Annotated in this window: 18 protein-coding genes; 4 read left to right on the top strand and 14 right to left on the bottom strand. The window is 71.5% G+C overall.

What is annotated here, in order from left to right:
• Positions 1 to 84: 84 nt before the first annotated feature.
• A complete protein-coding gene (locus N865_RS15145; RefSeq protein ID WP_034807657.1) occupies positions 85 to 642 on the bottom strand; it encodes a TetR/AcrR family transcriptional regulator in 558 nt (185 codons plus the stop codon).
• A gap of 105 nt (positions 643 to 747) precedes the next feature.
• Between N865_RS15145 and bioB the strand changes: the two genes are divergently transcribed.
• The 4 genes from bioB to bioD are packed head-to-tail and all read left to right on the top strand — an operon-like array spanning position 748 to position 5,066.
• A complete protein-coding gene (bioB, locus tag N865_RS15150; RefSeq protein ID WP_034807659.1) occupies positions 748 to 1,845 on the top strand; it encodes a biotin synthase BioB in 1,098 nt (365 codons plus the stop codon).
• On the top strand, positions 1,838 to 3,184 hold the full coding sequence (gene bioA / locus N865_RS15155; protein ID WP_034807661.1) for an adenosylmethionine--8-amino-7-oxononanoate transaminase: 1,347 nt from the start codon (positions 1,838 to 1,840) through the stop codon (positions 3,182 to 3,184). The genes bioB and bioA overlap by 8 nt, the downstream gene beginning before the upstream one ends.
• Positions 3,181 to 4,335, top strand: coding sequence for an 8-amino-7-oxononanoate synthase (locus N865_RS15160; RefSeq protein WP_034807662.1), 1,155 nt, complete (start codon positions 3,181 to 3,183; stop codon positions 4,333 to 4,335). The genes bioA and N865_RS15160 overlap by 4 nt, the downstream gene beginning before the upstream one ends.
• A complete protein-coding gene (bioD, locus tag N865_RS15165; RefSeq protein ID WP_034807664.1) occupies positions 4,332 to 5,066 on the top strand; it encodes a dethiobiotin synthase in 735 nt (244 codons plus the stop codon). The genes N865_RS15160 and bioD overlap by 4 nt, the downstream gene beginning before the upstream one ends.
• On the opposite strand, the gene cimA is transcribed toward bioD, so the two are convergent.
• From cimA to serA, 13 genes are all read right to left on the bottom strand, one after another.
• A complete protein-coding gene (gene cimA, locus N865_RS15170) occupies positions 5,045 to 6,625 on the bottom strand; it encodes a citramalate synthase (RefSeq protein WP_034807666.1) in 1,581 nt (526 codons plus the stop codon). The two genes, bioD and cimA, sit on opposite strands and share 22 nt — an antisense overlap.
• Before the next feature lie 300 nt (positions 6,626 to 6,925).
• Complete coding sequence (locus tag N865_RS15175) at positions 6,926 to 7,639, bottom strand: gamma-glutamyl-gamma-aminobutyrate hydrolase family protein (protein WP_034807668.1); 714 nt, start codon at positions 7,637 to 7,639, stop codon at positions 6,926 to 6,928.
• A gap of 11 nt (positions 7,640 to 7,650) precedes the next feature.
• Positions 7,651 to 8,418 (bottom strand): 3-oxoacyl-ACP reductase, encoded by a 768-nt coding sequence (locus N865_RS15180; RefSeq protein WP_034807669.1) that lies wholly within the window; start codon positions 8,416 to 8,418, stop codon positions 7,651 to 7,653.
• A gap of 29 nt (positions 8,419 to 8,447) precedes the next feature.
• Positions 8,448 to 9,821 carry an aldehyde dehydrogenase family protein gene (locus tag N865_RS15185; protein ID WP_034807672.1) on the bottom strand — a complete coding sequence of 458 codons (1,374 nt, stop codon included), beginning with the start codon at positions 9,819 to 9,821 and terminating at the stop codon, positions 8,448 to 8,450.
• Between the two features lie 94 nt (positions 9,822 to 9,915).
• The gene (locus tag N865_RS15190) at positions 9,916 to 11,283 is read right to left on the bottom strand and encodes a glutamine synthetase family protein (RefSeq protein ID WP_034807674.1); all 1,368 of its coding nucleotides are present in this window, start codon (positions 11,281 to 11,283) and stop codon (positions 9,916 to 9,918) included.
• Positions 11,284 to 11,341: 58 nt separating this feature from the next.
• Positions 11,342 to 12,073: a FadR/GntR family transcriptional regulator gene (locus tag N865_RS15195; protein ID WP_034807676.1), complete on the bottom strand. Its 732-nt coding sequence runs from the start codon at positions 12,071 to 12,073 to the stop codon at positions 11,342 to 11,344.
• A gap of 54 nt (positions 12,074 to 12,127) precedes the next feature.
• On the bottom strand, positions 12,128 to 14,593 hold the full coding sequence (locus tag N865_RS15200; protein ID WP_034807679.1) for a GcvT family protein: 2,466 nt from the start codon (positions 14,591 to 14,593) through the stop codon (positions 12,128 to 12,130).
• Positions 14,590 to 15,492, bottom strand: a complete 903-nt coding sequence (locus tag N865_RS15205) for a choline/ethanolamine kinase family protein (protein WP_034807681.1) — start codon at positions 15,490 to 15,492, stop codon at positions 14,590 to 14,592. Before N865_RS15205 ends, N865_RS15200 begins: the two co-directional genes overlap by 4 nt.
• 15 nt (positions 15,493 to 15,507) lie before the next feature.
• Positions 15,508 to 17,127, bottom strand: a complete 1,620-nt coding sequence (locus N865_RS15210; protein WP_051510680.1) for an amino acid permease — start codon at positions 17,125 to 17,127, stop codon at positions 15,508 to 15,510.
• Positions 17,128 to 17,280: 153 nt separating this feature from the next.
• Positions 17,281 to 18,096, bottom strand: coding sequence for an HAD family hydrolase (locus N865_RS15215; protein ID WP_034807683.1), 816 nt, complete (start codon positions 18,094 to 18,096; stop codon positions 17,281 to 17,283).
• Positions 18,097 to 18,124: 28 nt separating this feature from the next.
• Positions 18,125 to 19,240, bottom strand: coding sequence for a branched-chain amino acid aminotransferase (locus tag N865_RS15220; RefSeq protein WP_034807685.1), 1,116 nt, complete (start codon positions 19,238 to 19,240; stop codon positions 18,125 to 18,127).
• A 112-nt stretch (positions 19,241 to 19,352) separates the two neighbouring features.
• The gene (locus tag N865_RS15225) at positions 19,353 to 20,417 is read right to left on the bottom strand and encodes a 3-isopropylmalate dehydrogenase (RefSeq protein ID WP_034807688.1); all 1,065 of its coding nucleotides are present in this window, start codon (positions 20,415 to 20,417) and stop codon (positions 19,353 to 19,355) included.
• A gap of 577 nt (positions 20,418 to 20,994) precedes the next feature.
• On the bottom strand, positions 20,995 to 22,578 hold the full coding sequence (gene serA / locus N865_RS15235) for a phosphoglycerate dehydrogenase (protein ID WP_034807693.1): 1,584 nt from the start codon (positions 22,576 to 22,578) through the stop codon (positions 20,995 to 20,997).
• Between the last annotated feature and the right edge of the window lie 372 nt (positions 22,579 to 22,950).

Consider the following 22,950-nt stretch of genomic DNA (forward strand, 5'->3'; position numbering starts at 1 on the left):
AGGCACGCGCGCACGACGGACATCACCCTCACGGGTTGGCGCTGGGCGGGGCCTGAACCGCCCAGCGCTTCGCCGTACCGGGACTCAGGACGGGCGCTCGATGCCCCGCAGGATGACGCCGATGCCGACCTCGAACGCCTTGGCCGCCTCGGCCGGTGAGGGGGGCGAGACGTCCGGCTCCGCCGCCTCCGCCCTGCGCCGGTCGTGCTCGATGCCGACCGAGCCGAGGACGTGGTGGACGACGAGCTCGGCCACGGCGTCCCGCTCCGCCGGGGCCACGCCGAGGCGCCCGACGAGGCGCACGACGTCACGGAGCGGGCGCACGGACCCCGGCTCCACGGCATACGCGAGGGCGACGACCTCCGCTCCGTCGGGAACCTGGAGGACCGCCTCGCGGATGGCCGAGGCGAGCGAGGCGAGCGACTCGGCCGGCGGGCGCTCCGGGTGCGGCTCCTCGATCCGGGCCAGCAGCGCGTCCGCCACCTCGACGAGGAGCTCCTGCTTGCTCGCCACGTGCCAGTAGAGGGCTCCCGGCTGGACGTCGAGCTCGCGCGCGAGGCGACGCATCGAGAGGTCGGCGAGGCCGTAGCGGCGGAGGATGTCAACGGCCGTGCCGACGACCTGCTCACGGCTGAGCGCCACGACCAACCTCCCCTGCGTCCTTTGACAGCCGAGCCTAGCGACTCGGCATACTGAACACCGTTCAAGTTGAACACCGTTCAAGCCCCTGCCGCAAGGAGCGCCTCCATGACGCCGTCGTCCACCTCGTTCGACCAGCTCGCCGACCGGATCCTCGCCGGCGGCGCCGCCTCTCCCGAGGAGGCCCTCGCCGTGCTGCGAGCCGACGACGACGAGCTGCTCCCTCTCGTCGCGGCGGCCGGGCGCCTGCGCCGCGAGCACTTCGGCAAGACGGTCAAGGTCAACTACCTCGTCAACCTCAAGTCGGGCCTCTGCCCCGAGGACTGCCACTACTGCTCGCAGCGCCTCGGTTCGCAGGCCGACATCCTCACGTACACGTGGCTCAAGACCGATGAGGCGGTGGAGCAGGCGACCGCGGGACTCCGGGGCGGCGCGACACGCATCTGCATGGTCTCGAGCGGGCGCGGCCCGACCGACCGTGACATCGAGCGGGTCGCCGGCATGGTCGGGGCCCTCAAGGAGGAGCACCCTCAGGTCGAGGTCTGCGCCTGCCTCGGGCTGCTCAAGGACGGCCAGGCGGAGCGCCTCCGCGAGGCGGGGGTCGACGCCTACAACCACAACATCAACACGGCCGAGTCCCACCACGACGAGATCGTCACGAGTCACACCTACGCCGACAGGGTCGACACGGTGACGAAGGCCAAGGACGCCGGCCTGTCCCCCTGCTCCGGACTCATCGCCGGCCTCGGCGAGACCGACGAACAGCTCGTCGAGGCGCTCTTCGCCCTCAAGGCCCTCGACTCCGACTCGATCCCGGTCAACTTCCTCATGCCCTTCGACGGCACCCCGCTCGAGGGCACGTGGGAGCTCTCGCCGGCGCGCTGCCTCAAGATCCTTGCGATGGCCCGCTTCGTCTGCCCCGACCGGGAGATCCGCATCGCCGGCGGGCGTGAGATGCACCTCCGCTCGCTCCAGGGGCTTGCGCTCCACGTCGCCAACTCGATCTTCCTCGGCGACTACCTCACGTCCGAGGGGCAGGCCGCAGAGGCCGACCTCGAGCTCATCCGCGACAACGGGTTCGTCATCCTCGGGGCACCGGACGGTGCCCTCGATGACGGCCCCGAGCCGGTCCTCGCCGGGGTCGCGTCCCACGACCCCGTCAAGCGCCGCCGCGGCGCCGGCACGGACGCGTCGCCCAATGCCTGAGCGTGCGGCCGGCGTCGGCCTCGCGGACCGCGACCGCGGGCTCGTCTGGCACCCCTACGCCCCCCTCGACGGCCCTGAGCCGTATGCCGTGTCCGCGGCCTCGGGCGTCCGTCTGACCCTCACCGACCGGGCGGGCACGACCACCGAGGTCATCGACGCGATGGCCTCGTGGTGGTGCGCGATCCACGGCTACCGTCACCCCGTCCTCGACGCGGCGGCGCACGCGCAGGTCGACCGCTTCAGCCACGTCATGTTCGGCGGCCTGACCCACGAGCCCGCGGTCGCGCTTGCCGAGCGACTCACGGCCATCGCGCCCGGCCCGATGGCCCACGTCTTCTTCGCCGACTCGGGCTCGGTGTCGGTGGAGGTCGCGCTCAAGCTGACCCTGCAGTACCAGGCGGCGGTCGGGCGGCCCGGACGGCAACGGTTCCTCACCGTGCGCGGGGGCTACCACGGCGACACCTTCGCGGCGATGAGCGTCTGCGACCCGGTCGACGGCATGCACTCGGCCTTCCCGGGCGCCCTCGCCCGACACGTGTTCGCGCCCCGTCCGCCGGCCGCCCGGCTCGTTGTGGGCGGTGACGGCGCCGAGCGCTGGGAGACCGACGAGAGCGCCCTGGCCGAGTGGGAGACCACCTTCCGGGAGCTCGCGGCAGCGCACGCCGACGAGATCGCCGGCATCATCGTCGAGCCGGTCCTGCAGGGCGCTGGCGGCATGTACGTCTACCACCCCGACTGCCTCCGGACGATGCGGTCCGTTGCCGACGAGCTCGGCCTGCTCCTCGTGGCCGACGAGATCGCGACGGGGTTCGGGCGCACCGGGCGGCTGTTCGCCTCGGAGTGGGCCGACGCGGCTCCGGACGTCCTCTGCGTCGGCAAGGCGCTGACCGGGGGCTACCTCACCCTCGCGGCGGTGCTCACGACGCTGGCCGTCGGCGCGGCCGTCACGCGCTCGGAGTTCCGGGCCCTGCTCCACGGGCCGACATTCATGGCCAACCCGCTCGCGTGTGCGGTGGCCGGAGCCTCGCTCGACCTCCTCGAGACGCGCTGGAAGGACGACGTCGCCCGCGTGGGTGCCGCCCTCGCGACGGGCCTCGCCCCGGCCAGGGAGCACCCGGCCGTCCGCGACGTGCGCAGCCTGGGCGCCGTGTTCGTCGTGCAGCTCCACGGTCCGGTCGACGTTCCGGCCGTGACGCGTGCCGCCGTGCGCCGCGGGGTGTGGGTGCGCCCGTTCCGCGACCTCGTCTACACGATGCCGCCCTACGTCAGCAGCGACGAGGACGTCGCCACGATCGCCGCAGCCGTCATCGGCGCCGTCGACGAGGTGCACGGCTCATGAGCTCGCGAGACGTCTGGGGCGAGTGGCTCACCGAGCGCGGCGAGCTGCGACGGCAGCGCGGGACCGAGCGCTTCGACGCGATCCTGCGCCAGGGCCGCGACGACGGCCTGCTCGACCTCGCCTCGAACGACTACCTCGGCCTTGCGCAGGACGAGCGCGTCGTCGCGGCGGCGCGCGAGGCGCTCGGGCACTACGGCACCTCGGCCTCCGCCTCCCGCCTCGTCACGGGGACGCTTCCCGTGCACCGAGAACTCGAGTCGGCGCTCGCCCGACTCACGGGCCAACCCACGGGGCTCGTCTTCTCCACGGGGTATGCCGCCAACCTCGGCGTGCTGACCGCCCTCACCGGGCGCGGGGCGCAGATCCTCCTCGACGCCCACGCGCATGCGTCGCTCCACGACGCGGCCCGGATGTCGAGGGTCCCCTACGCGACCTTCGCGCACAACGACCCCGTGGCCCTCGACGCCGCACTGGCCGAGCGCGCCGGGTCGCGGGTCGTCGTCGCGGTGGAGTCGATCTACTCCGTCCTCGGTGACGCCGCTCCCCTGCTCGAGCTCGCGTCGGTGTGCGACCGCCACGGGGCGCTCCTCGTCGTCGACGAGGCGCACGGCGTCGGCGTCGCAGGCGCCGGCCGGGGACTCGTGCGCGAGCTCGGCCTCGCCGGCGACCCGCGCGTCGTCGTGACCGCCACGCTGTCCAAGGCGCTCGGCTCGCAGGGCGGCGCCGTCCTCGCGCCGGCCGCGATCCGCGACCACCTCGTCAACACGGCGCGCAGCTTCATCTTCGACACCGGGCTCGCCCCGGCGTCGGCGGCGGCCGCCCTCGCAGCCGTGCGGATCGTCGAGGCAGAGCCGGGTCTCGCAGGCCGGGTCCGGGCCAACGCGGCCGCGATCAGCGCGGCGTTCGGCACCGAGCAGGCGGCCGGCGCCGTCCAGTCGGTCCCCATGCCCGACGCCGACACCGCAGTCGCGGCCTGTCTCGACCTGCGCGCGCAGGGCGTCCTCGTCGGGTGCTTCCGGCCCCCGAGCGTGCCCGACGGCGTGTCCCGCCTGCGCGTCACCGCTCGGGCCGACCTCTCCCCCGCCGAGGTGCAGGAGGCCACCCGCCAGATCCGCGCCGTCGTGCACCGCGCCCAGGACGTGATCGCATGAGCTCCCTCCCGCGGACGGGCGGCACCCTTCCCGGTGTCATCGTGGTCACCGGCACGGACACCGATGTCGGCAAGACGGTTGCGACGGCGGCGATCGCGGCCCTGCTCGTCGGAGCGGGGCGGAGCGTCGCGGCATACAAGCCGACGCAGACCGGGGTCGCGCCCGGCGCGCCGGGCGACATGGCCGAGGTGGCCCGCCTCGCGGCCGCCGACGTCGCCGAGGGGGTGCGCCTCCTGGAGCCGATGGCGCCGCGGCCCGCCGCCGCCCTCGAGGACGAGCCCCTGCCCACCCTGTCCGAGCACGCCGCCGCGATCGCGGCGCTCGCCCGCACCCACGACCACGTCCTCGTCGAGGGAGCGGGCGGTCTGCTCGTCGAGCTGACCGGGCGCGGAGAGACGCTCGCCGACCTCGCCATGGCCCTGCCCGGCAGCGGCGCCGTCGTCGTCACCCGGGCCGCCCTCGGCACGCTGAACCACACGATGCTGACGCGAGAAGCCGTGTCCCACAGAGGGATCGATCAACTCGGAGTCATTATCGGCTCATGGCCGAGCGACCCCGGCCCCGTCGAGACGACGAACCGGGAGTATCTCGCCGACCTCTCCGAGGGACTGCTCGGGGCGATCCCGGCCGGTGCTCCCGGGCTTCTCCCGGACGTGTTCCGCGCCGAGGCACCGGGGTGGCTGCCGGGCCTCGCGCGCCTCCTCTCGCCTCAGCGCTTGGGCACGCCCTGACGGATCAGGCCGTGCACGATGCCGTCGGTGAGGGCACGCCACGAGGCCGCGAGGATCGACCCGGCGACACCGATCGTGTCCCATGACGTCTCGCCGTCGGACGTCTCGATGAGCACGCGCGTCACGGCGTCGGTGCCGTGGGACGCGTCGAGGATGCGGACCTTGAAGTCGATGAGCTCGAGCTTCTCGATTTCGGGGTAGGCCCGACTGAGGGCGTCGCGCAAGGCGTGGTCGAGGGCGTTGACGGGACCGTTGCCCTCCCCCGTCGCGATGAGCCGCATACCGTCGGCGTGGAGCTTGACCGTCGCCTCGGACGTGGCGTCCCCCGAGCCGGACGAGTCGGTGATGACGCGCCACGACTCGACGGAGAAGTAGTCGGTGCACCCGGGCTCGAGCGCCTCCCGGAGCATCAGCTCGACCGTCGCGTCGGCGGCGTCGAAGGTCCAGCCCTTCAGCTCGAGGTCCTTGACCGTGGCGAGGACGCTCGCGACGACGTCGGGGCGGTCGGACAGGTCGAGGCCGGCCTCGCGGGCCTTGAGCTCGATGCTCGCCCGCCCGGCCATGTCGGACACGAGCGTCCGCATCCCGTTGCCGACGAGGGCGGGGTCCATGTGCTGGTAGAGGTCGGGGTCGACCTTGAGGGCGCTCGCGTGCAGCCCGGCCTTGTGGGCGAAGGCGCTCGCGCCGACGTAGGGCTGGCGGCTGTAGGCCGGGACGTTGGTGACCTCGCTGATCGCGTGGGCGATGTGCATGGCCCGGCGGAACGACTCGGGCTCCATGACCGTGAGGCCGAGCTTGAACTGGAGGTTGGCGGCGACGGTGATCAGGTCGGCGTTGCCCGTCCGCTCGCCGTAGCCGTTGACCGTGCCCTGCACGTGCGTCGCACCGGCTCGGACGGCCGCGACGGAGTTGGCGGCGGCGCAGCCGGTGTCGTTGTGGCAGTGGGCGCCGACGCGCGCGCCGGTCTGCGCGATGACGTCGGCGACGACGTGCTCGACCTGGTGGGGCAGCATCCCGCCGTTGGTGTCGCAGAGGACGACGACCTCGGCCCCCGCCTCGTGCGCCGTCCGCACGACCGACAGGGCGTAGTCGCGGTCGAGGTGCCAGCCGTCGAAGAAGTGCTCGCAGTCGAGGAACACGCGGCGGCCCTGGCCGACCAGGAAGCCGACGGTGTCGCGGACCATCGCGAGGTTCTCGTCGAGCGTCGTGCGCAGGGCCTGCTCGACGTGGCGCACGTGCGACTTGGCGACGAGGCAGACGACGGAGGCGCCGGAGTCGACGAGCGCTCGGACGAGCGTGTCCTCGGCTGCGACGCCCCCCGCGCGACGGGTCGCCCCGAAGGCGGCGAGCGTCGCACGGCGCAGGTGCAGCTCGCTCTTGGCGCGCTCGAAGAACTCGGTGTCCTTCGGGTTCGCTCCGGGCCAGCCGCCCTCGATGAAGTCGACTCCGAGGTCGTCGAGCAGGCCGGCAATGGCCAGCTTGTCCGACACCGAGAGGTTGAGCCCCTCCTGTTGGGCGCCGTCGCGCAGGGTGGTGTCGTACACGTGCAGGGCTTCCATGACCTTGATTGTCCCTTGATCTCGGTGTCGAACGAACGACCGTCCAGTGACCGTCCGCGTCTCGTGCTCTTCACGTATGCCGCTCGGCTGGGTGTGGCTTCGCGGCGTCTCCCTCAGGGGTGGGTCGGGAAACAAAAAGACCCCCCAGGGTTGGGAGGTCTGCGCGACGAGGGTGTCTCGTCGCGCTATCCGATAATGAGCGTGGCGGTGGCCACGAGTCGCTTCATCACAGGGTCAATGTAGGGCGGGGTCTCGCCGGGCGAAACCATGGGTCCGCATCGTGGACCGGCCCTCGGCCCGCTAGGCAGGAGCAGCCGCCGCGACCAGGGCCTCGAAGAGCCTGGGGTCAGAGCCGTGCTCGGGATGCCACTGGACGGCGAGGCGGAAGCGGGCTGCCGGGTCCTCCATCCCCTCGAGGGTGCCGTCCGAGGCCCAGGCCGACGCGACGTACCCGGGGTGGTCGGCGACCGACTGGTGGTGATAGCTCGGGGCGTCGTCGACCCGCGGGCCGAGGATGTCGGCCGTCCGGGTCCCGGCGACCGTGTCGACCGGGTGGGCGCCGTACGTCGCCGGCGCGGGCGAGTGCTCGTCGTGGCCGACGTACTCGGGCAGGTGCTGCACGAGGGACCCGCCGGCGGCGACGGCCATGACCTGCATCCCCCGGCAGATCCCGAGGACGGGCAGGTCCAGCTCGCGCGTCACGGTCGCGATGGCGAGCTCGGTCGTGTCGCGGTCGGGCCGGGAGGACTGGACGCTCGGGTGGCGCTCAGCGGCATACAGCTCGGGGGCGACGTCGACGCCGCCCGCGATGATGACGCCGTCGAGGCGGACGAGGAGCTCGCGGACGAGCTCCTCGTCGCCGTCGTGGCGGGGCGGGATGAGCACGGCGATGCCTCCCGCCTCCTCGACCTTGCGCACGTAGGCGTGCGGCAGGAGCGCCGACGGGACGTCGACCCAGGCACCGCGGGTGGCCGGCTCGACGTACGTGGTGATCCCGATGACGGGACGGCGCATCGTGGGCCTCCTCAGAGCGGTGTGACGTACGCGCCGGAGATGCCGCCGTCGACGAGGAACGTCGAGGCGGTGATGAAGCTCGACTCGTCGGAGGCGAGGAAGAGGACGGCGTTGGCCATCTCCTCCGGCTCCCCGAACCGGCCCATCGGGATGTGGACGAGTCGACGCGCGGCCCGCTCCTCGTCCTTGGCGAAGAGCTCCTGCAGGAGGGGAGTGTTGACCGGACCGGGGCAGAGCGCGTTGACCCGGACGCCCTCGCGGGCGAACTGGACGCCGAGCTCCCGCGACATCGACAGGACGCCTCCCTTGCTGGCGCTGTAGGAGATCTGGGAGGTCGCCGCGCCCATGACTGCGACGAAGGACGCGGTGTTGATGATCGAGCCCTTCCCCTGCTCGAGCATGTAGGGCAGCGCCGCCTTGCAGCAGAGGTAGACGGACGTGAGGTTCACCTCCTGCACCCGGCGCCAGGCCTCGAGGTCGGTGTCGAGGATCGAGTCGTCCTCGGGCGGGCTGATGCCGGCGTTGTTGAAGGCGATGTCGACCGAGCCGTACGTCTCCTTGGCGGTCCGGAAGAGGGCGTCGACGTCCTCCTTGCTCACGACGTCGACGCGGACGAAGGTCCCGCCGACCTCCTGCGCGATCCGCAGGCCGTTCACCTCGTCGAGGTCGCCGATGACGACCTTGGCCCCCTCCTGCGCGAAGCGCCGGACCGTCGCGAGGCCGATGCCGGAGCACCCGCCCGTGATGACGGCCACCTTGCCGTCGAGCCTGCCTGCCATGTTTCTCCTCTTTCCGTCAGGTGGGTGGGTCAGTCGGTGCTGATGAAGACGTTCTTGACCTCGGTGAACGCCTCGAGCGCGTCGGGGCCGAGCTCGCGGCCGATGCCGCTCTGCTTGAAGCCGCCGAACGGCGTCGCGTAGCGGACGCTGCTGTGCGAGTTGACCGACAGGTTGCCGGCCTCCACGCCGCGCGCCACGCGCAGGCCCCGTCCGATGTCGCGGGTCCAGATCGACCCCGAGAGCCCATATGCCGTGTCGTTGGCCTTGGCGATCGCGTCCGCCTCGTCGTCGAAGGGCATGACGGCCACAACGGGACCGAAAACCTCCTCGCGCCAGACCCGGTCGCTCGTCGAGCGGGGCAGCACGACCGTCGCGGGGTACCAGTAGCCGGGCCCCTGGGGAGCCTCGCCGCGGAAGGCGACCTCGACATCCTCTGCAGCGTCCTCGACGTAGGACCGGACCGTCTCGCGCTGACCCGCGCTGATGAGCGGGCCCATCTCGGCGGACTCCTCGCGGGGGTCGGCGACGACGACGCCCTTGACGGCCGCCTCGAAGTGCTCCATGAAGCGGTCGAGGACGCTGCGCTCGACGAGGATCCGGCTGCGGGCGCAGCAGTCCTGGCCCGCGTTGTCGAAGACGCCGTACGGTGCTCGGGCCGCGGCGAGCTCGAGGTCGGAGTCGGCGAAGACGATGTTGGCGCTCTTGCCGCCGAGCTCGAGGGTGACCCGCTTGACCTGGTCGGCCGCGCCCCGCATGATCCGCTGCCCCACCGCGGTCGAGCCGGTGAAGCACACCTTGCGGACGTCGGGGTGGGTGACGAACCGCTCCCCCACCACGGAGCCGCGGCCCGCGATGACAGTAAGGACGCCCTCGGGGATCCCGGCCTCGAGCGCCAGCTCGCCGAGCCGGATCGCCGTGAGCGGCGTCAGCTCGGCGGGCTTGAGGACGACGGTGTTGCCGGCGGCGAGCGCCGGCGCGAACCCCCACCCGGCGATCGGCATGGGGAAGTTCCACGGGACGATGATCCCGACGACGCCGAGCGGCTCCCGGAAGGTGATGTCGATGCCTCCGGCGACGGGGATCTGCCGGCCGAAGTTCCGCTCCGGCGCCGCGGCGTAGTAGGCGAGGACGTCGCGGACGTTGCCGGCCTCCCAGCGCGCGTTGCCGATCGTGTGGCCGGCGTTGGCGACCTCGAGCTGCGCGAGCTCGTCCTGGTGCTCGCCGACGAGGTCGGAGAACCGCCGCAGGAGCAGTCCGCGGTCGGCGGGCGAGACGGCCCGCCAGGCCGCCGAGGCCGCGCTCGCTCGGGCGATCGCCTCGTCGGCCTGCTCGACCGTCGCGAGCGCCACGGTCGTGACGAGCTCCTCGGTCGCCGGGTTGATGACGTCGTGCGTCGTGGTCATGGACCTCGTTCTTCCTCTTCTTCTTCCCGTTCGATGTATGGGCGCGTGCCATACGCCGCGCCGATACATCGAACCGGGAGCTGGGGTGGGTGGGTCAGAGGCGTTCGAAGCCGCGGCGGCGCTCCCAGTCGGTGACGGCCGCGTCGAACGCGGAGATCTCGACCTGTGCGGCGTTGACGTAGTGGTCGACGACCTCGTCGCCGAAGAACCGCCGGGCGAGGGCGGACCCGGCGAGCAGGTCTCGCGCCTCGTGGAGCGTCGTGGGGACCCGGGGCTTGTCGGAGGTGTAGGCGTTGCCCTCGAAGGCCGGCTCGAGCGGGAGCCGCTCCTCGATGCCGTAGAGGCCGCCCGCGAGCATCGCCGCGACGGCGAGGTAGGAGTTGACGTCGCCGCCGGGCAGCCGGTTCTCGACGCGGAGCCCTGCACCGTGGCCGACGACGCGCAGGGCGCAGGTGCGGTTGTCGTGACCCCAGGCGACAGCAGTGGGCGCGAAGGTGCCCGGCTGGAACCGCTTGTAGGAGTTGATGTTCGGCGCGTAGAAGTACGAGAGCTCGCGCATCGTCGCGAGGATGCCGGCGAGGAAGTGGTCGAAGACCTCGCTGTGCCCGTGCTCGCGCCCCGCATCGGCGAAGGAGACGTCACCGTCCGTTCCGCGCAGGGAGAGGTGGATGTGGCACGAGCTGCCCTCGCGCTGGTCGTACTTCGCCATGAAGGTGAGCGACTTGCCGCGTCGCGCCGCGATCTCCTTCGCGGCGTTGCGGTAGACGACGTGGTTGTCGCACGTCTTGACCACCTCGTCGTAGAGGAAGGAGATCTCGTGCTGGCCGAGGTTGCACTCGCCCTTGGCGCCCTCGACGACGACGCCGGCGGCATACATCTCGTTGCGGATCTCGCGCAGGAGCGGCTCGACCCGGTCCCCGCCGAGGATCGAGTAGTCGACGTTGTAGCGGTTGGCGGGGGTCATACCGGTGTAGCCCTTGTCCCACGCCTCGTCGAAGGAGTCCTCGAAGACGATGAACTCGAGCTCGGTGCCGCAGTAGGCGCGGTAGCCGAGCTCGCGGGCCCGTTCGGCCTGCCTCGTGAGGACGGACCTCGGGGCCTGCGCGACGAGGCCGCTGCCGTCGAGCCAGGTCAGGTCGCACTGGATCGTCGCCGAGTGCGGCGCGCCCGGCGTCCGTCGCAGCGTCGTCAGGTCCATGTCGAAGAACATGTCGCCGTAGCCGCGCTCCCACGAGGAGATGGCGTAGCCGTCGACGGTGTTCATCTCGACATCGACCGCGAGGAGGTAGTTGCAGCCCTCGGTCCCCTGCTCGAGGACGTGGTCGAGGAAGTAGTGGCCGTGCAGTCGTTTGCCCTGGAGCCGACCCTGCAGGTCGGTGAAGGCGATGACCACCGTGTCGACGGTCCCGGCCTCGATGTCGGCACGGAGCTGGTCGAGGGTGAGCTGAGGGGCTGACGCCATGTCGTGTCTTCCTGTCCGATGAGTCGATGAGACCTGGGCGATGAAAGCTGGTGGTGACCTAGCCGATGAGCCCGCGCAGCAGCGCGGAGGTCGCATCGCAGTGCTCCTCCATCGCGGCCCGGGCTCCCGGGGCGTCGCCGGCGAGGATGGCCCCGACGACCTGGTGGTGCTGGTCGTTGGAGTGCTCGATGTTGCGCTTCAGCACGGGGATCGCCATGAGCATGTCGTGGAGGGCCGACTGGGACCGGGTCACCGCCTCGACGAGCATGGGCGACCCGCTCAGGGTCGCGATGGCGAGGTGCAGGCGCGAGTCGGCGACCCGATGCGCCGCGGCATCGGGAGCGTCGTCGACCTCGCGGAGGCAGTCGGTGAGCCACGCCCGCTGGTCGCCGGCGAGCGTCTGGGCCGCCGCGACCCAGGCAGCACCGGGCTCGACGACCCGCCGGAAGGTCAGCGCGTCGAGCATGGAGGCCCCGCTCCGGACGAACGACCCGCTGACCGCGGACGGCGGGTGCTCGGCTGCGTACGTGACCCACGTGCCGCCCCCGCGTCCCTGTCTCGTGGTCACCAGGCCCGACTCGCGCAGGGCGGCGATCGCGTCGCGCAGGGTGTTGCGGCTGACACTCAGCCGCTCGGCGAGCTCGCGCTCCGGGGGCAGCTGCTCACCCTCGGTGAAGACCCCGAGGCGGATCGCGGTGGCGAGCTGCTCGACCGTGGCCTCGAAGACGTTGCCCCCGGCCGGTCGCAGCACGACGTCGGGGAGCGAGGTCAGGCTGCTCTCGTCGTTCACGTTCCGATCCAATACCTCGAGCCCGTCGGCGTCAATGGTCTGCAAGTGAACCATTTAGGCCGACCCACCGCGTGACAGCTTCCGCCCGTCGGGGTCGAACGGGGGTCGGAGACCGACCTCGACCGCGAAGCGTGACCCTGCGAGATCCACCTCATAGGAACCCTCCCGTACCCAGTCGAGCGTCGCCGTCCCCGTCGCACGGTCGCCGAGGATCGCCAGCCCCACGCCGGTGCCCAGGGTCGCTCCCCAGGCCGCACTCGTGACCTGCCCCGCGGGCACCCCGTCGCGAAGGACGAGCTCGCCGCCCCAGAGGTAGGCCGCCGGGTCGTCCACGACGAACGACACGATGCGCCTCCGCGGCCCGCGCGCTCGGGCCTGCTCCACCGCCGAGCGCCCGAGGAAGTCGATGCCCGTTCGGAGCTTGCACGCGAACGTCAGACCCGCCTCCACGGGACCCGTCTCGGTGGTCAGCTCACGGGCGAAGGCGCGGTACCCCTTCTCCAGGCGCAGGGCCTCGATCGCGTAGTACCCGGCCGGCACCACCCCGAGGTCGGTGCCGGCCCGGAACAGGTCGGCATACACGCCCACCGCGAGGTCCGCCGGGACGTACAGCTCCCACCCCAGCTCGCCCACGTAGGTGATCCGCGTGGCGCGCACGGTGGCCATCCCCAACCGCACCTCGCGGCTCGTGCCGAAGGCGAACGCCTCGTCCCCGAAGTCGTCGGCCGAGAGCCTCGACAGCAGGTCGCGCGAGCGCGGGCCCATGACGCCGAACACGGCGAGGGCACTCGTCACGTCCGTCACCGTCACGGCGCAGCCCGGGGGCGCCTGTCTCCTCAGCCAGTCGACGTCGCGGTCGGTCGTCGCTGCGCTGCTCACGACGAGGTACTCGCACGGGCCGACCCGGGTCACCGTGACGTCGGCCTCATAGGTCCCACGGGCGTTGAGCCACCCCGTGTACACGGCCCGCCCGATCGGGACGTCGACGTCGGCCGTGCAGAGCCACTGGAGAACGCGCTCCGCGTCGGGACCCGCGACGAGGTACTTCGAGAACGACGTCTGGTCGAACACCGCGACCGCCTCGCGCGTCGCGACCTGCTCGGCGACGCACCAGTCCACCCACGACGGACGGTCCCACGAGTACTCCAGCCTCGGGGACACACCCCGGGGCGAGAAGACGTTGGCCCGCTCCCAGTGGTTGCGGCTGCCCAGCAGAGCGCCCTGAGACACGAGGGCCTCGTGGACGGGCGAGCGACGCAGGGGGCGCCCCGTCTCGAGCTCGCGGTTCGGCCAGGGCACGGCGTAGTGCAGGCCCAGGACCTCGACGACGCGGTCCCGCAGCCAGGCCTGGTTGCCGGACAGCGGGGAGAACCGGCGGATGTCGGCGCCGATGAGGTCCATCGTCGGGCCGCCCTCGACGATCCACTCGGCGAGGGCCCTGCCCGCACCGCCGGCGGAGGCGATGCCGACGGAGTTGAACCCGGCCGCGACGAAGAAGCCCCTCACCTCCGGGGCCTCGCCGATGATGAACTGGTTGTCCGGTGTGAAGCTCTCGGGCCCGTTGTAGAACTTCCGGATGCCCGTCTCGGCCAGGACCGGCAGCCGGTGGATCGCGCTCTCCATGAGGATCTCGAAGTGCTCCCAGTCCTCGTCGAGGAGGGAGAACTCGAACGGGTGCGGGATCCGGTCCGGCGAGACCCACGGCTTGGCCTGCGGTTCGAAACCGCCGACGAGCAGGCCGCCGACCTCCTCCTTGACGTACGTGTAGCCGTCCGGGTCGCGAAGGATCGGCAGGTCCCGGTGCACCCCGTCGATCTGGTCGGTGACGACGTAGAAGTGCTCGGCCGAGTGCAGCGGCACGCTGACACCCGCCATCGCGCCGACGGCATACGCCCACTGGCCCGCGCAGTTGACGACGACCTCCGACTCGATGTCGCCCTCGCTCGTGCGGACGCCGGCTGCCCGCCCGTCGACGGTGAGGACGTCCGTGACCCGCACCCGCTCCAGGATCCGGGCCCCGCGCATCCGCGCGCCCTTCGCGAGCGCCTGGGTCAGGTCGGTCGGGTTGGCCCGGCCGTCGCCGGGCAGCCAGATCGCGCCGACGAGGTCGTCGTCGCGGAGGAGCGGGTAGCGCTCGCGCGCCTCACGCGCGGTGAGGAGCTCGCACTCCAGGTCGTATGCCGCCGCGCTCGCTGCCGTGCGCCGCAGCGCCACCATCCGTTCCGGGGTCCGGGCCACCGTGAGGCCACCGCACACGCGGTAGCCCGTGCCGAGCCCGGTCTCGGCCTCGAGGCGGGAGTAGAGCTCGGTCGAGTACTGCACGAGTCGTGTGCTCGCCTCGGTGGCCCGGAGCTGGCCGACCAGGCCGGCCGCGTGCCAGGTGGTGCCGCACGAGAGCGAACCCTGCTCGAGGAGGACGACGTCCGTCCAGCCGAGCTGCGTGAGGTGGTAGGCCACGCTGCACCCGATGACCCCTCCACCGATGACGACCACGCGCGCCCGGTCGGGCAGGGCGGTCATGCCGGACCCTCGACGCCGACCGCGTCCTCGATGAGAACACCGAGGCGGGGGCTCGTCAGCAGCCGCGCGGCGGGCTCGAACCGCTCGAGGGCGAAGGACCAGAAGTCGGCGCCGACGTCCGAGACGGCGTGCTGGATGGCGCCCCAGAGGGTCCAGGCGTACTGGCCGGCGAGGCCCCAGAGCTCGGCGCGGGCCAGGCGCTGCGCGGTCACCGTTCCGTAGTAGGCCTCGACGAGCTCCGCCAGGCAGGCGTGGTCGAGGCGTGACTCGTTGACGAGGTTGCCCAGCTCGAACGCCGGTTCGTTCATGCCGGAGTACTCGTAGTCGATGATCCGCACGTCACCGCCGTCGTCGAGGAAGTTGGCCGCAAGCAGGTCGTTGTGGCAGGGGACGAGCGCCTCGGGGCGTGCCCGAAGGGCCGCCTCGACCGCGCCGACCCGGTCGGCGAGCTCGTCGTAGCCCGCCGGAGCCGCCAGACGGCGCTCGGCCACGATGGCCCGGTAGCCACGCTGGATGTCGAACATGTCGAAGGGAGAGGCGAACTCGGGCCCGGCATGGAGGCGACGGAGCGCGTCCGCGATGCGACGGAGGTTGGCGCCGACGTCGTGCGCGGCATACGTCCTGCCGGGAAGGAACTGCACGACGAGAACACCGTGCCCCGGGAGGTAGTCGAGGACCGGGGCCCCGACCCCCGCCTCGGCCGCCGCCCGCGAGTTGAGCCACTCGTGCTCCCGGTCGACACCGAGCAGCTCGCTGTCAGCCGAGGACAGGCGCACGACCACGTCGTGCTCCGCCGTGCGGACCCTGAAGTTGTGGTTCGTCAGGCCACCCGGCAGCTCCGTCACCTCGCGCGGCCCCGCGAGCCAGGGCAGGCTCGCGAGGGCCGCGTCGAGGAGCACGGTCGCGCCGGTCGGTCAGGCGTCCGGGCCGGGCTGGTGGGCCGTGCGACCCTCCAGCTCGAGCTCGAGCTCGTCGGCCGAGGAGACGCCCTCGGGCAGGTCGATGGTCATCTTCGGGCCGGTGAAGAAGTGCTTGGCGCGGACGTGCCAGGCGATCCACAGCAGGATGAGCGCGCCGAGCACCACGATCGGGGTGTAGTTGACGTACTTCCACTCGAAGTCGGACGTGAACGGGACACCACCGGGCGACGTCGGCAGGAGCGCGACGAACGAGGTGACCGCGATCTCCGCGACGGCGACGAGGCACATCCACTTGTACCGCGACCCCAGCGTCCACGAGCCCGGGACGAAGGCGTCGCCGAGCCTCCAGCGGTACCAGATCGGGATCGCGAAGGCGACGTAGAGGCCGACCACGCCGATCGAGACGACGGCGAAGAAGGCGACGGGCACCGGGGCGCCGTTGATGTCGACCTCGATCAGGGCGGGCAGGGTGAGGAGGATGGCGATGACGGCCGAGACGATGACGCCGTAGACGGGCACCTTGTTCTTGTTGAGCCGCGACCAGTACTGCGCCCCGGGCACGGCGCGGTCACGGCTGAAGGCGAAGAGCATGCGGGTCGTCGAGGTCATGCAGGCGACGGAGCAGAAGAACTGGCCGACCGCCGAGATGAGCAGGACGAGCCCACCCCACTTGCTGCCGAGCGCCTGCTGGAAGATCACCGCGACGCCGCCGCCCCCCTTGGTCACCCCGGCCTCGTCCTGGACCGCGAAGAGGAACGAGAGCAGCAGGATCCAGCCACCGATCGCCGAGTAGGCGATGGACTGCCAGATGCCCTTGGCGGCCGAGTTCGCGGCCGACTTCGTCTCCTCGGAGAGGTGGGCCGAGGCGTCGTAGCCGGTGATCGTGTACTGGGTGAGGATCGCGCTCAGCGGCAGGACGTAGAGCAGGAAGCCGACTCCGCTCGTGCTCCCGCCGAAGAAGCCAGTGTTGTTGACCGTGTGCGTGAAGACCGACGAGGCTGACGCGTGCTTGTCGGGGACCACGAGCAGGATGAGGACGACGGCGGTCGCACCGACGACGTGCCACCACACCGAGATGTTGTTGAGGATCGCGAGCAGGTGCGCCGAGAAGATGTTGACGAGGGCCATGAGCACGAGCACGACGATGAAGATGACGAAAACCCGGGCGAGGCTGTAGCCGGCGGCCCACGAGTCGCTGAACGAGCTCATCGCGAGGTCGAGGAAGGTGGCGCAGCCGTAGGCGACGGACGCGTCGATGGCGAGCAGGCCGATGAGGTTGAGCCAGCCGGTGTAGTAGCCGGCCTTGATCCCACCGAGCTTGGAGGCCCACCAGTAGATCCCGCCGGAGGTGGGGTAGGCCGAGACGAGCTCTGACATGCACAGGCCGATGACGAGGATGAAGACCGAGACGATCGGCCAACCCCACGAGATCGCGGCCGGCCCGCCGTTGTTCCACCCGACGCCGAAGGTCGTGAAACACCCCGCGAGGATCGAGATGATGGAGAAGGAGATCGCAAAGTTCGAGAAACCCGACCACGAGCGGTCGAGCTCCTGCTTGTAGCCCAGCTCGGCGAGCCGGCGTTCGTCGTCGGAGAGTTCGGTCACACGGGACATCTACAGCACTCCTACTCGTCTTCGGTATGAAGTCGAACCGAATGCTAGCGCCGCCCCGTCCACCCCAACAGCCCCACAAATGGGCAGTTTCCCGGCACTCCACTGCCGATCGCGCGACCGAGCCGGGGACGCCCCTCCCCCAATGGCCCCGCGTCAGACCTTTTGGACCGAGCCGGGGAGGAGCTGCTCCAGGGCGCCGGCCACGCCGTCGGCGGCGTTGGACCCGCACGTGCGGTCGGCCACCCGGCGCACGTCGGGGTGCGCGTTCGCGACGGCCCACCCCACGCCCGCCCAGCGGAGCATGGGCAGGTCGTTGGGCATGTCGCCGAACGCCCAGACCTCCTCGGCACCGATCCCGAGGCGGGCGGCCCACCGCTCCAGGGCCGCGGCCTTCGTCACGCCCGGCGCGTTGATCTCGGCCAGGCCGCCTGCCCCGGAGTATGCGACGTGGGCGCGCTGGCCGACCACCGCAGCGACGAGGTCGAGGAAGTCGCCCTCGGGCAGGGCCTCGGACCGCGCGAGGAGCTTGCCCACGGCCTCACCGGCCAGCGTCTCGATCGGCGCCTCGACCGCGTCGGCCGGGACGGGATGCTCGGGGTCGTGCGGGAACCCGGGCTCGAACCAGAGGCCGCTCGACCGCTCGGCCGCGAACCTGACGTCGTCGACCTCGTGCCGCACGTCGCGCACGATCGCCTGGACGAGGTCGTGGCCGAAGCCGTTCACTGCGAGGACCTCGCGCGTCGCGACGTCGTAGACGAAGGCGCCGTTGCCGCAGATGACGGTCCCGTGACCGGCCACGGAGCCCGCGATCGCGTCGATCCACCGGGGCGGCCGCGCCGTCACGAAGACGACGGTGACCCCGGCGGCATCGACCTCGCGGAGCACTCGAGCCGTGCGCGAGGAGACCGTTCCGTCGGGACGCAGCAGCGTGCCGTCGAGGTCGGTCGCGACGAGCCGTGGTGGTCGCATCGGGCGTCCGGGCAGGTGCGCCGGGCGGTCAGACGAGGCGCGTCAGCCAGCCGTGCGTGTCCTCTGCGCGGCCGTACTGGATGTCGAGGAGTCGGGCCCGGATCGCCTCGGCGACGCGGTCCTGGTGGCCCTCGCGGCGGTGGTCGACCGAACCGCCCTCCCAGCGGAGCTCCCCGACGGGGGTGATGACAGCCGCGGTGCCGCAGGCGAAGACCTCGGCGATCTCGCCGCTGGCGGCGCCGTCCTTCCACTCCTGGATCGGGATGCGGCGCTCCTCCGGCGTGAGGTCGAGCTCCTTGGCCAGCTCGAGGATCGAGCTGCGCGTGACGCCCTCGAGGATCGTGCCGGTCAGCTCGGGGGTGATGATGCGCCCGTCCTTCGTGACGAAGAAGAGGTTCATCCCGCCGAGCTCCTCGATGTAGGTGTGCGTCGAGGAGTCGAGGAAGACGGCCTGGTCGCAGCCGTGCTCGGCGCCCTCGAGCTGGCCCGCGAGCGACGAGGCGTAGTTGCCGCCGCACTTGGCCGCACCCGTGCCGCCGGCGCCCGCGCGGGCGTAGTCGGTGGAGATCCACAGCGTGACGGGCTTGAGGCCGCCCGAGAAGTAGGCGCCGGCGGGAGAGGCGATGACGGAGTAGGTGACCTGCTGGGCGGGCCGGACGCCGAGGAAGGCCTCGGAGGCGAACATGAAGGGGCGCAGGTAGAGGCTCTTCTCCCCCGCGTCACCGGCGGGGACCCAGTCCTGGTCGACCGAGACGAGGGCGCGCAGCGACTCGATGAAGTCGGCCTCGGGCAGCTCGGGGAGCGCGAGCCGGCGCGCGCTGCGGGCGAACCGCGCGGCGTTGGCCTCGGGCCGGAAGGTCCAGATCGAGCCGTCGGCGTGACGGTAGGCCTTCATCCCCTCGAAGATCTCCTGCGCGTAGTGCAGGACGGCTGCGGCCGGGTCGAGCTGGAAGGGGCCGTAGGGCCGCACCTGGCCGTCGTGCCAGCCGCCGTCGGCGGTCCACGTCGCGACGACCATGTGGTCGGTGAAGGTCTTGCCGAAGCCCGGGTTCTCGAGGACCGCGGCGATCCGGTCGGCCGGCGTGACGTCGTCACGGCGGGTCACCTCGAAGGCGAGCGTGGACGAGGCGGCGGACTGGGTCATGACGAACCTCCAGGACAATCAGCAGTGATCGACGTCAGGCTACCGCCCACATCGTGAGACGACGAAGCCGGTCCCGGGCGGAGAGCGTCGACCCGGGCGCCCGTGGTGAGCGTCAGAGGCGGGCGGCGATCTCCTCGCCGACGGCGCTCGTGCTGCGCACGGTCGTGCCGCGCTCGGCGAGGTCGGCGGCGACGGCGGACTCGACCCGGGCCGCCTCGGCCGGGTGGCCGAGGTGCTCGAGGAGCATGGCGACCGAGAGGATCGCGGCGGTGGGGTCCGCTTTGCCCTGGCCGGCGATGTCGGGCGCCGAGCCGTGGACCGGCTCGAACATGCTCGGCGTCGTGCGGGCCGGGTTGATGTTGCCCGAGGCAGCGAGGCCGATGCCGCCGGCGATGGCCGCAGCGATGTCGGTGATGATGTCGCCGAAGAGGTTGTCGGTGACGATGACGTCGAAGCGTCCCGGGTCGGTGACCATGAAGATCGTCGCGGCGTCAACGTGCTGGTAGGCCGTCTCGACCTCGGGGAACTCGGCCGCGACCTCCTCGACGGTGCGACGCCACAGGTGGCCGGCGTGGGTGAGGACGTTGTGCTTGTGCACGAGAGTCAGGTGCTTGCGAGGACGCGCCTGGGCGCGGGCGAAGGCGTCGCGGACGACACGCTCGACGCCGAAGCGGGTGTTGACGCTGACCTCCGTTGCGATCTCGTGCGGCGTGCCGACCCGGAGCGCCCCGCCGTTGCCGGTGTAGGGGCCCTCGGTGCCCTCGCGGACGACGACGAAGTCGATGCCGTCGGGGGCGACGCGCGCGACGTCGAGCGGGCTGGCGACGCCGGGGAAGAGGCGCGCCGGGCGGAGGTTGACGAAGTGGTCGAGGGCGAAGCGGAGCGGGAGGAGGACCCCGCGCTCGAGCACGCCGCTCGGCACGCTCGGGTCGCCGATGGCACCGAGCAGGATCGCGTCGTGGCCGCGCAGCTCCTCGAGGACCGAGTCGGGCAGCGTCTCGCCGGTCGCGTGCCAGCGCCGGGCGCCGAGGTCGTACTCCGTCGTCGCGATCTTGGGGCCGGCCTCACCGACGACGGCGTCGAGGACCTTGAGGCCCTCGGCGACGACCTCCGGCCCGATGCCGTCACCGCCGATGACGGCGATCGAGTAGGCGTCCCTGGCGTGCGTCTCTCCCATGGTCCAAGCCTATGGTTCGTCTTGTGATGTGGAATCCATGTCTCACTAAATGAACGAACGACGAAGGCCCCCACCGGCAGGTGAGGGCCTTCGCCGTTGTCGTGCAGGCGGTTTCCGCTCAGTCGTCTGCGTGGCCCTGGTCGCGCAGGTCCATGGACTCCTGCAGCGCCTGACGGGCGGCCTTGGCGTCTTCGCTCATGGCTTCACTTCTTTCGTGGTGGTGCGAGTTGGTGGTCTCAGGAGGCTCCAGCCCTGTTCGGTTGGGGCGAGCCATGTCAGCGGGAAACGCGGGATCTCCGCGGCGAGGTCGCTGACTACCTGGACTCGCCGCGGCTGGCAATGAGGAGTACGAGCTGCCGCGTCATGTTTTTCACCGTACGCCGCGGTAACACGAGGTAAAGGGGGTTTCCAGAAGATGAGACAGGCGTCCCGCCATACCTACCGCAGTTCTTCCTGTGCGTGACCGGAGTCACCGTGGGTCGTCCCGGACGTGGGTATGCCGCTGGGCCGGCACCGCGCTCGGTGTCGAGCGGGTGCCGGCCCAGCGGCATACGGTGCGGGCCGGGTGGCCCGGAGGTCAGTCCTCGAGGTTGACGACCGTGAACGTCCCTGCGTCGACCGCGGCGCTGATCTCGGCGGCGAGGGCCGGCGGGACGACTCCGTCGACGTTGAGGACGCCGATCGCGCGGTCGCCCTGCCGGGAGACCTGCATGCCACCGATGTTGACCCCGGCGTCGCCGAGGATCTTGCCGACGGAGCCGATGACCCCCGGCCGGTCGGAGTACTCGAAGACGAGCATGTGGTCGGAGAGCGGGACCTCCAGGTCGTAGCCGTTGATGCCGACGAGCTTCTCGACCATCTTCGGGCCGGTGAGCGTCCCGGACACCGAGACGACGGTGCCGTCGGTCAGGGTGCCGCGCACGGTCGTCACGTTGCGGAAGTCGCCGGAGTCGGGGTCGGTCACGAGCCGCACGACGCACCCGCGCTGCTCGGCGAGGACCGGTGCGTTGACGTAGGTCACGGCGTCCTCGACGACGTCGGTGAACAGGCCCTTGAGCGCGACGAGCTTCCACACGCTGACGTCGTGGGCAGTGATCTCGCCGCGGACCTCGATGTCGAGCTGTGCCGGGACGCCCCCGGCGACCGCCGTGAAGACGCGGCCGAGCTTCTCGACGAGCGGGATGCCCGGGCGGACTTCCTCGGCGATGAAGCCACTGCTGACGTTGACGGCGTCGGGCACGAGCTCGCCGCCGAGGGCGAGACGGACCGACTTGGCCACGGCGATGCCGGCCTTCTCCTGCGCCTCGTCGGTCGAAGCGCCGAGGTGCGGCGTGACGACGACGGACTCGTGCTCGAAGAGGGGCGACTCCGTCGTCGGCTCCGTCGCGAACACGTCGATGCCGGCGCCGGCGACACGCCCGTCGGCGATGGCCCGGGCGAGGGCGGCCTCGTCGACGATCCCGCCGCGTGCGGCGTTGACGATGCGCACCGACGGCTTGACCTTGGTCAGCGCCTCCTCGCCGATGAGGCCGAGGGTCTCGGGCGTCTTGGGCAGGTGGATCGTGATGAAGTCGGACTGGGCGAGCAGCTCGTCGAGGCTGACGAGCTGGGCGCCGAGCTGGCCCGCCTTGGCCGGCGAGGCGTAGGGGTCGTAGGCGACGATCTTCATGCCGAAGCCCTTGAGGCGCTCCGCGACGAGGGCCCCGATGCGGCCGAGGCCGACGACACCGACCGTCTTGTCGAGCAGCTCGACACCGGAGTACTTGCTCCGCTTCCACGCGCCGCCCTTGAGGGCCTCGTTGGCCGGGGCGATGTTGCGCGCGGTGGCGAGCAGGAGCCCGACGGCGAGCTCGGCGGCGGAGGTGATGTTGGAGGTCGGGGCGTTGACCACCATGACGCCGGCCTGGGTCGCGGCCTGGACGTCGACGTTGTCGAGGCCGACGCCGGCCCGGGCGATGACCTTGAGCTGCTTGCCCTCGGCGATCGCCTCGGCGTCCATCTTCGTCGCCGAGCGGATGAGGACCGCATCGACGTCGGCGAGCGCCGGGAGCAGCTCGTCACGGTTGGCTCCGTCGCACGACCGGACCTCGAAGTCGGGTCCCAGCGCCTCGATGGTGGCAGGAGACAGCTCTTCGGCGATGAGGACAACGGGCTTGCTCACGTGGTGATCCCTTTCGGACGGGTGCTGTGGCCCGCCGGGACGCGGGCCATCGAAGGCACCGCGGTGTGCCGGGGCAACTCTAGGCGCCCGACGCGGGCAGGTCACGGGTTGTAACCAACATGTGAACAGCGCCACCCCCGCACCTGCGGTGCCCACGTGCTGAAACACCGATTCCGTATGCCGGACGGCTCGTGTTGCGGCCGCCGCGGCCTCCGGCGAGGCTTGGCGTATGCGGATCGTCGTCCTGGGTGCGAGCGGGGACCTCGGCTCGCGTGTCGCGGCGCAGGCCGCCGCGCGGGGCCACGCCGTCGTCGGGGCGAGCCGGCGGACGGGGGTCGACCTCGCGACGGGGGCCGGGCTCGCCGAGGCGCT

Source organism: Intrasporangium oryzae NRRL B-24470, assembly GCF_000576595.1.
Lineage (GTDB): Bacteria > Actinomycetota > Actinomycetes > Actinomycetales > Dermatophilaceae > Intrasporangium_C > Intrasporangium_C oryzae.

Excerpts from the sequence above, each read along its gene's own strand:
- bioB (WP_034807659.1), top strand. The coding sequence starts at position 748 with ATGACGCCGTCGTCCACCTCGTTCGACCAGCTCGCCGACCGGATCCTC.
- bioA (WP_034807661.1), top strand. The coding sequence starts at position 1,838 with ATGCCTGAGCGTGCGGCCGGCGTCGGCCTCGCGGACCGCGACCGCGGG.
- N865_RS15160 (WP_034807662.1), top strand. The coding sequence starts at position 3,181 with ATGAGCTCGCGAGACGTCTGGGGCGAGTGGCTCACCGAGCGCGGCGAG.
- bioD (WP_034807664.1), top strand. The coding sequence starts at position 4,332 with ATGAGCTCCCTCCCGCGGACGGGCGGCACCCTTCCCGGTGTCATCGTG.
- cimA (WP_034807666.1), bottom strand. The coding sequence starts at position 6,625 with ATGGAAGCCCTGCACGTGTACGACACCACCCTGCGCGACGGCGCCCAA.
- N865_RS15175 (WP_034807668.1), bottom strand. The coding sequence starts at position 7,639 with ATGCGCCGTCCCGTCATCGGGATCACCACGTACGTCGAGCCGGCCACC.
- N865_RS15180 (WP_034807669.1), bottom strand. The coding sequence starts at position 8,418 with ATGGCAGGCAGGCTCGACGGCAAGGTGGCCGTCATCACGGGCGGGTGC.
- N865_RS15185 (WP_034807672.1), bottom strand. The coding sequence starts at position 9,821 with ATGACCACGACGCACGACGTCATCAACCCGGCGACCGAGGAGCTCGTC.
- N865_RS15190 (WP_034807674.1), bottom strand. The coding sequence starts at position 11,283 with ATGGCGTCAGCCCCTCAGCTCACCCTCGACCAGCTCCGTGCCGACATC.
- N865_RS15200 (WP_034807679.1), bottom strand. The coding sequence starts at position 14,593 with ATGACCGCCCTGCCCGACCGGGCGCGCGTGGTCGTCATCGGTGGAGGG.
- N865_RS15210 (WP_051510680.1), bottom strand. The coding sequence starts at position 17,127 with ATGTCCCGTGTGACCGAACTCTCCGACGACGAACGCCGGCTCGCCGAG.
- N865_RS15215 (WP_034807683.1), bottom strand. The coding sequence starts at position 18,096 with ATGCGACCACCACGGCTCGTCGCGACCGACCTCGACGGCACGCTGCTG.
- N865_RS15220 (WP_034807685.1), bottom strand. The coding sequence starts at position 19,240 with ATGACCCAGTCCGCCGCCTCGTCCACGCTCGCCTTCGAGGTGACCCGC.
- N865_RS15225 (WP_034807688.1), bottom strand. The coding sequence starts at position 20,417 with ATGGGAGAGACGCACGCCAGGGACGCCTACTCGATCGCCGTCATCGGC.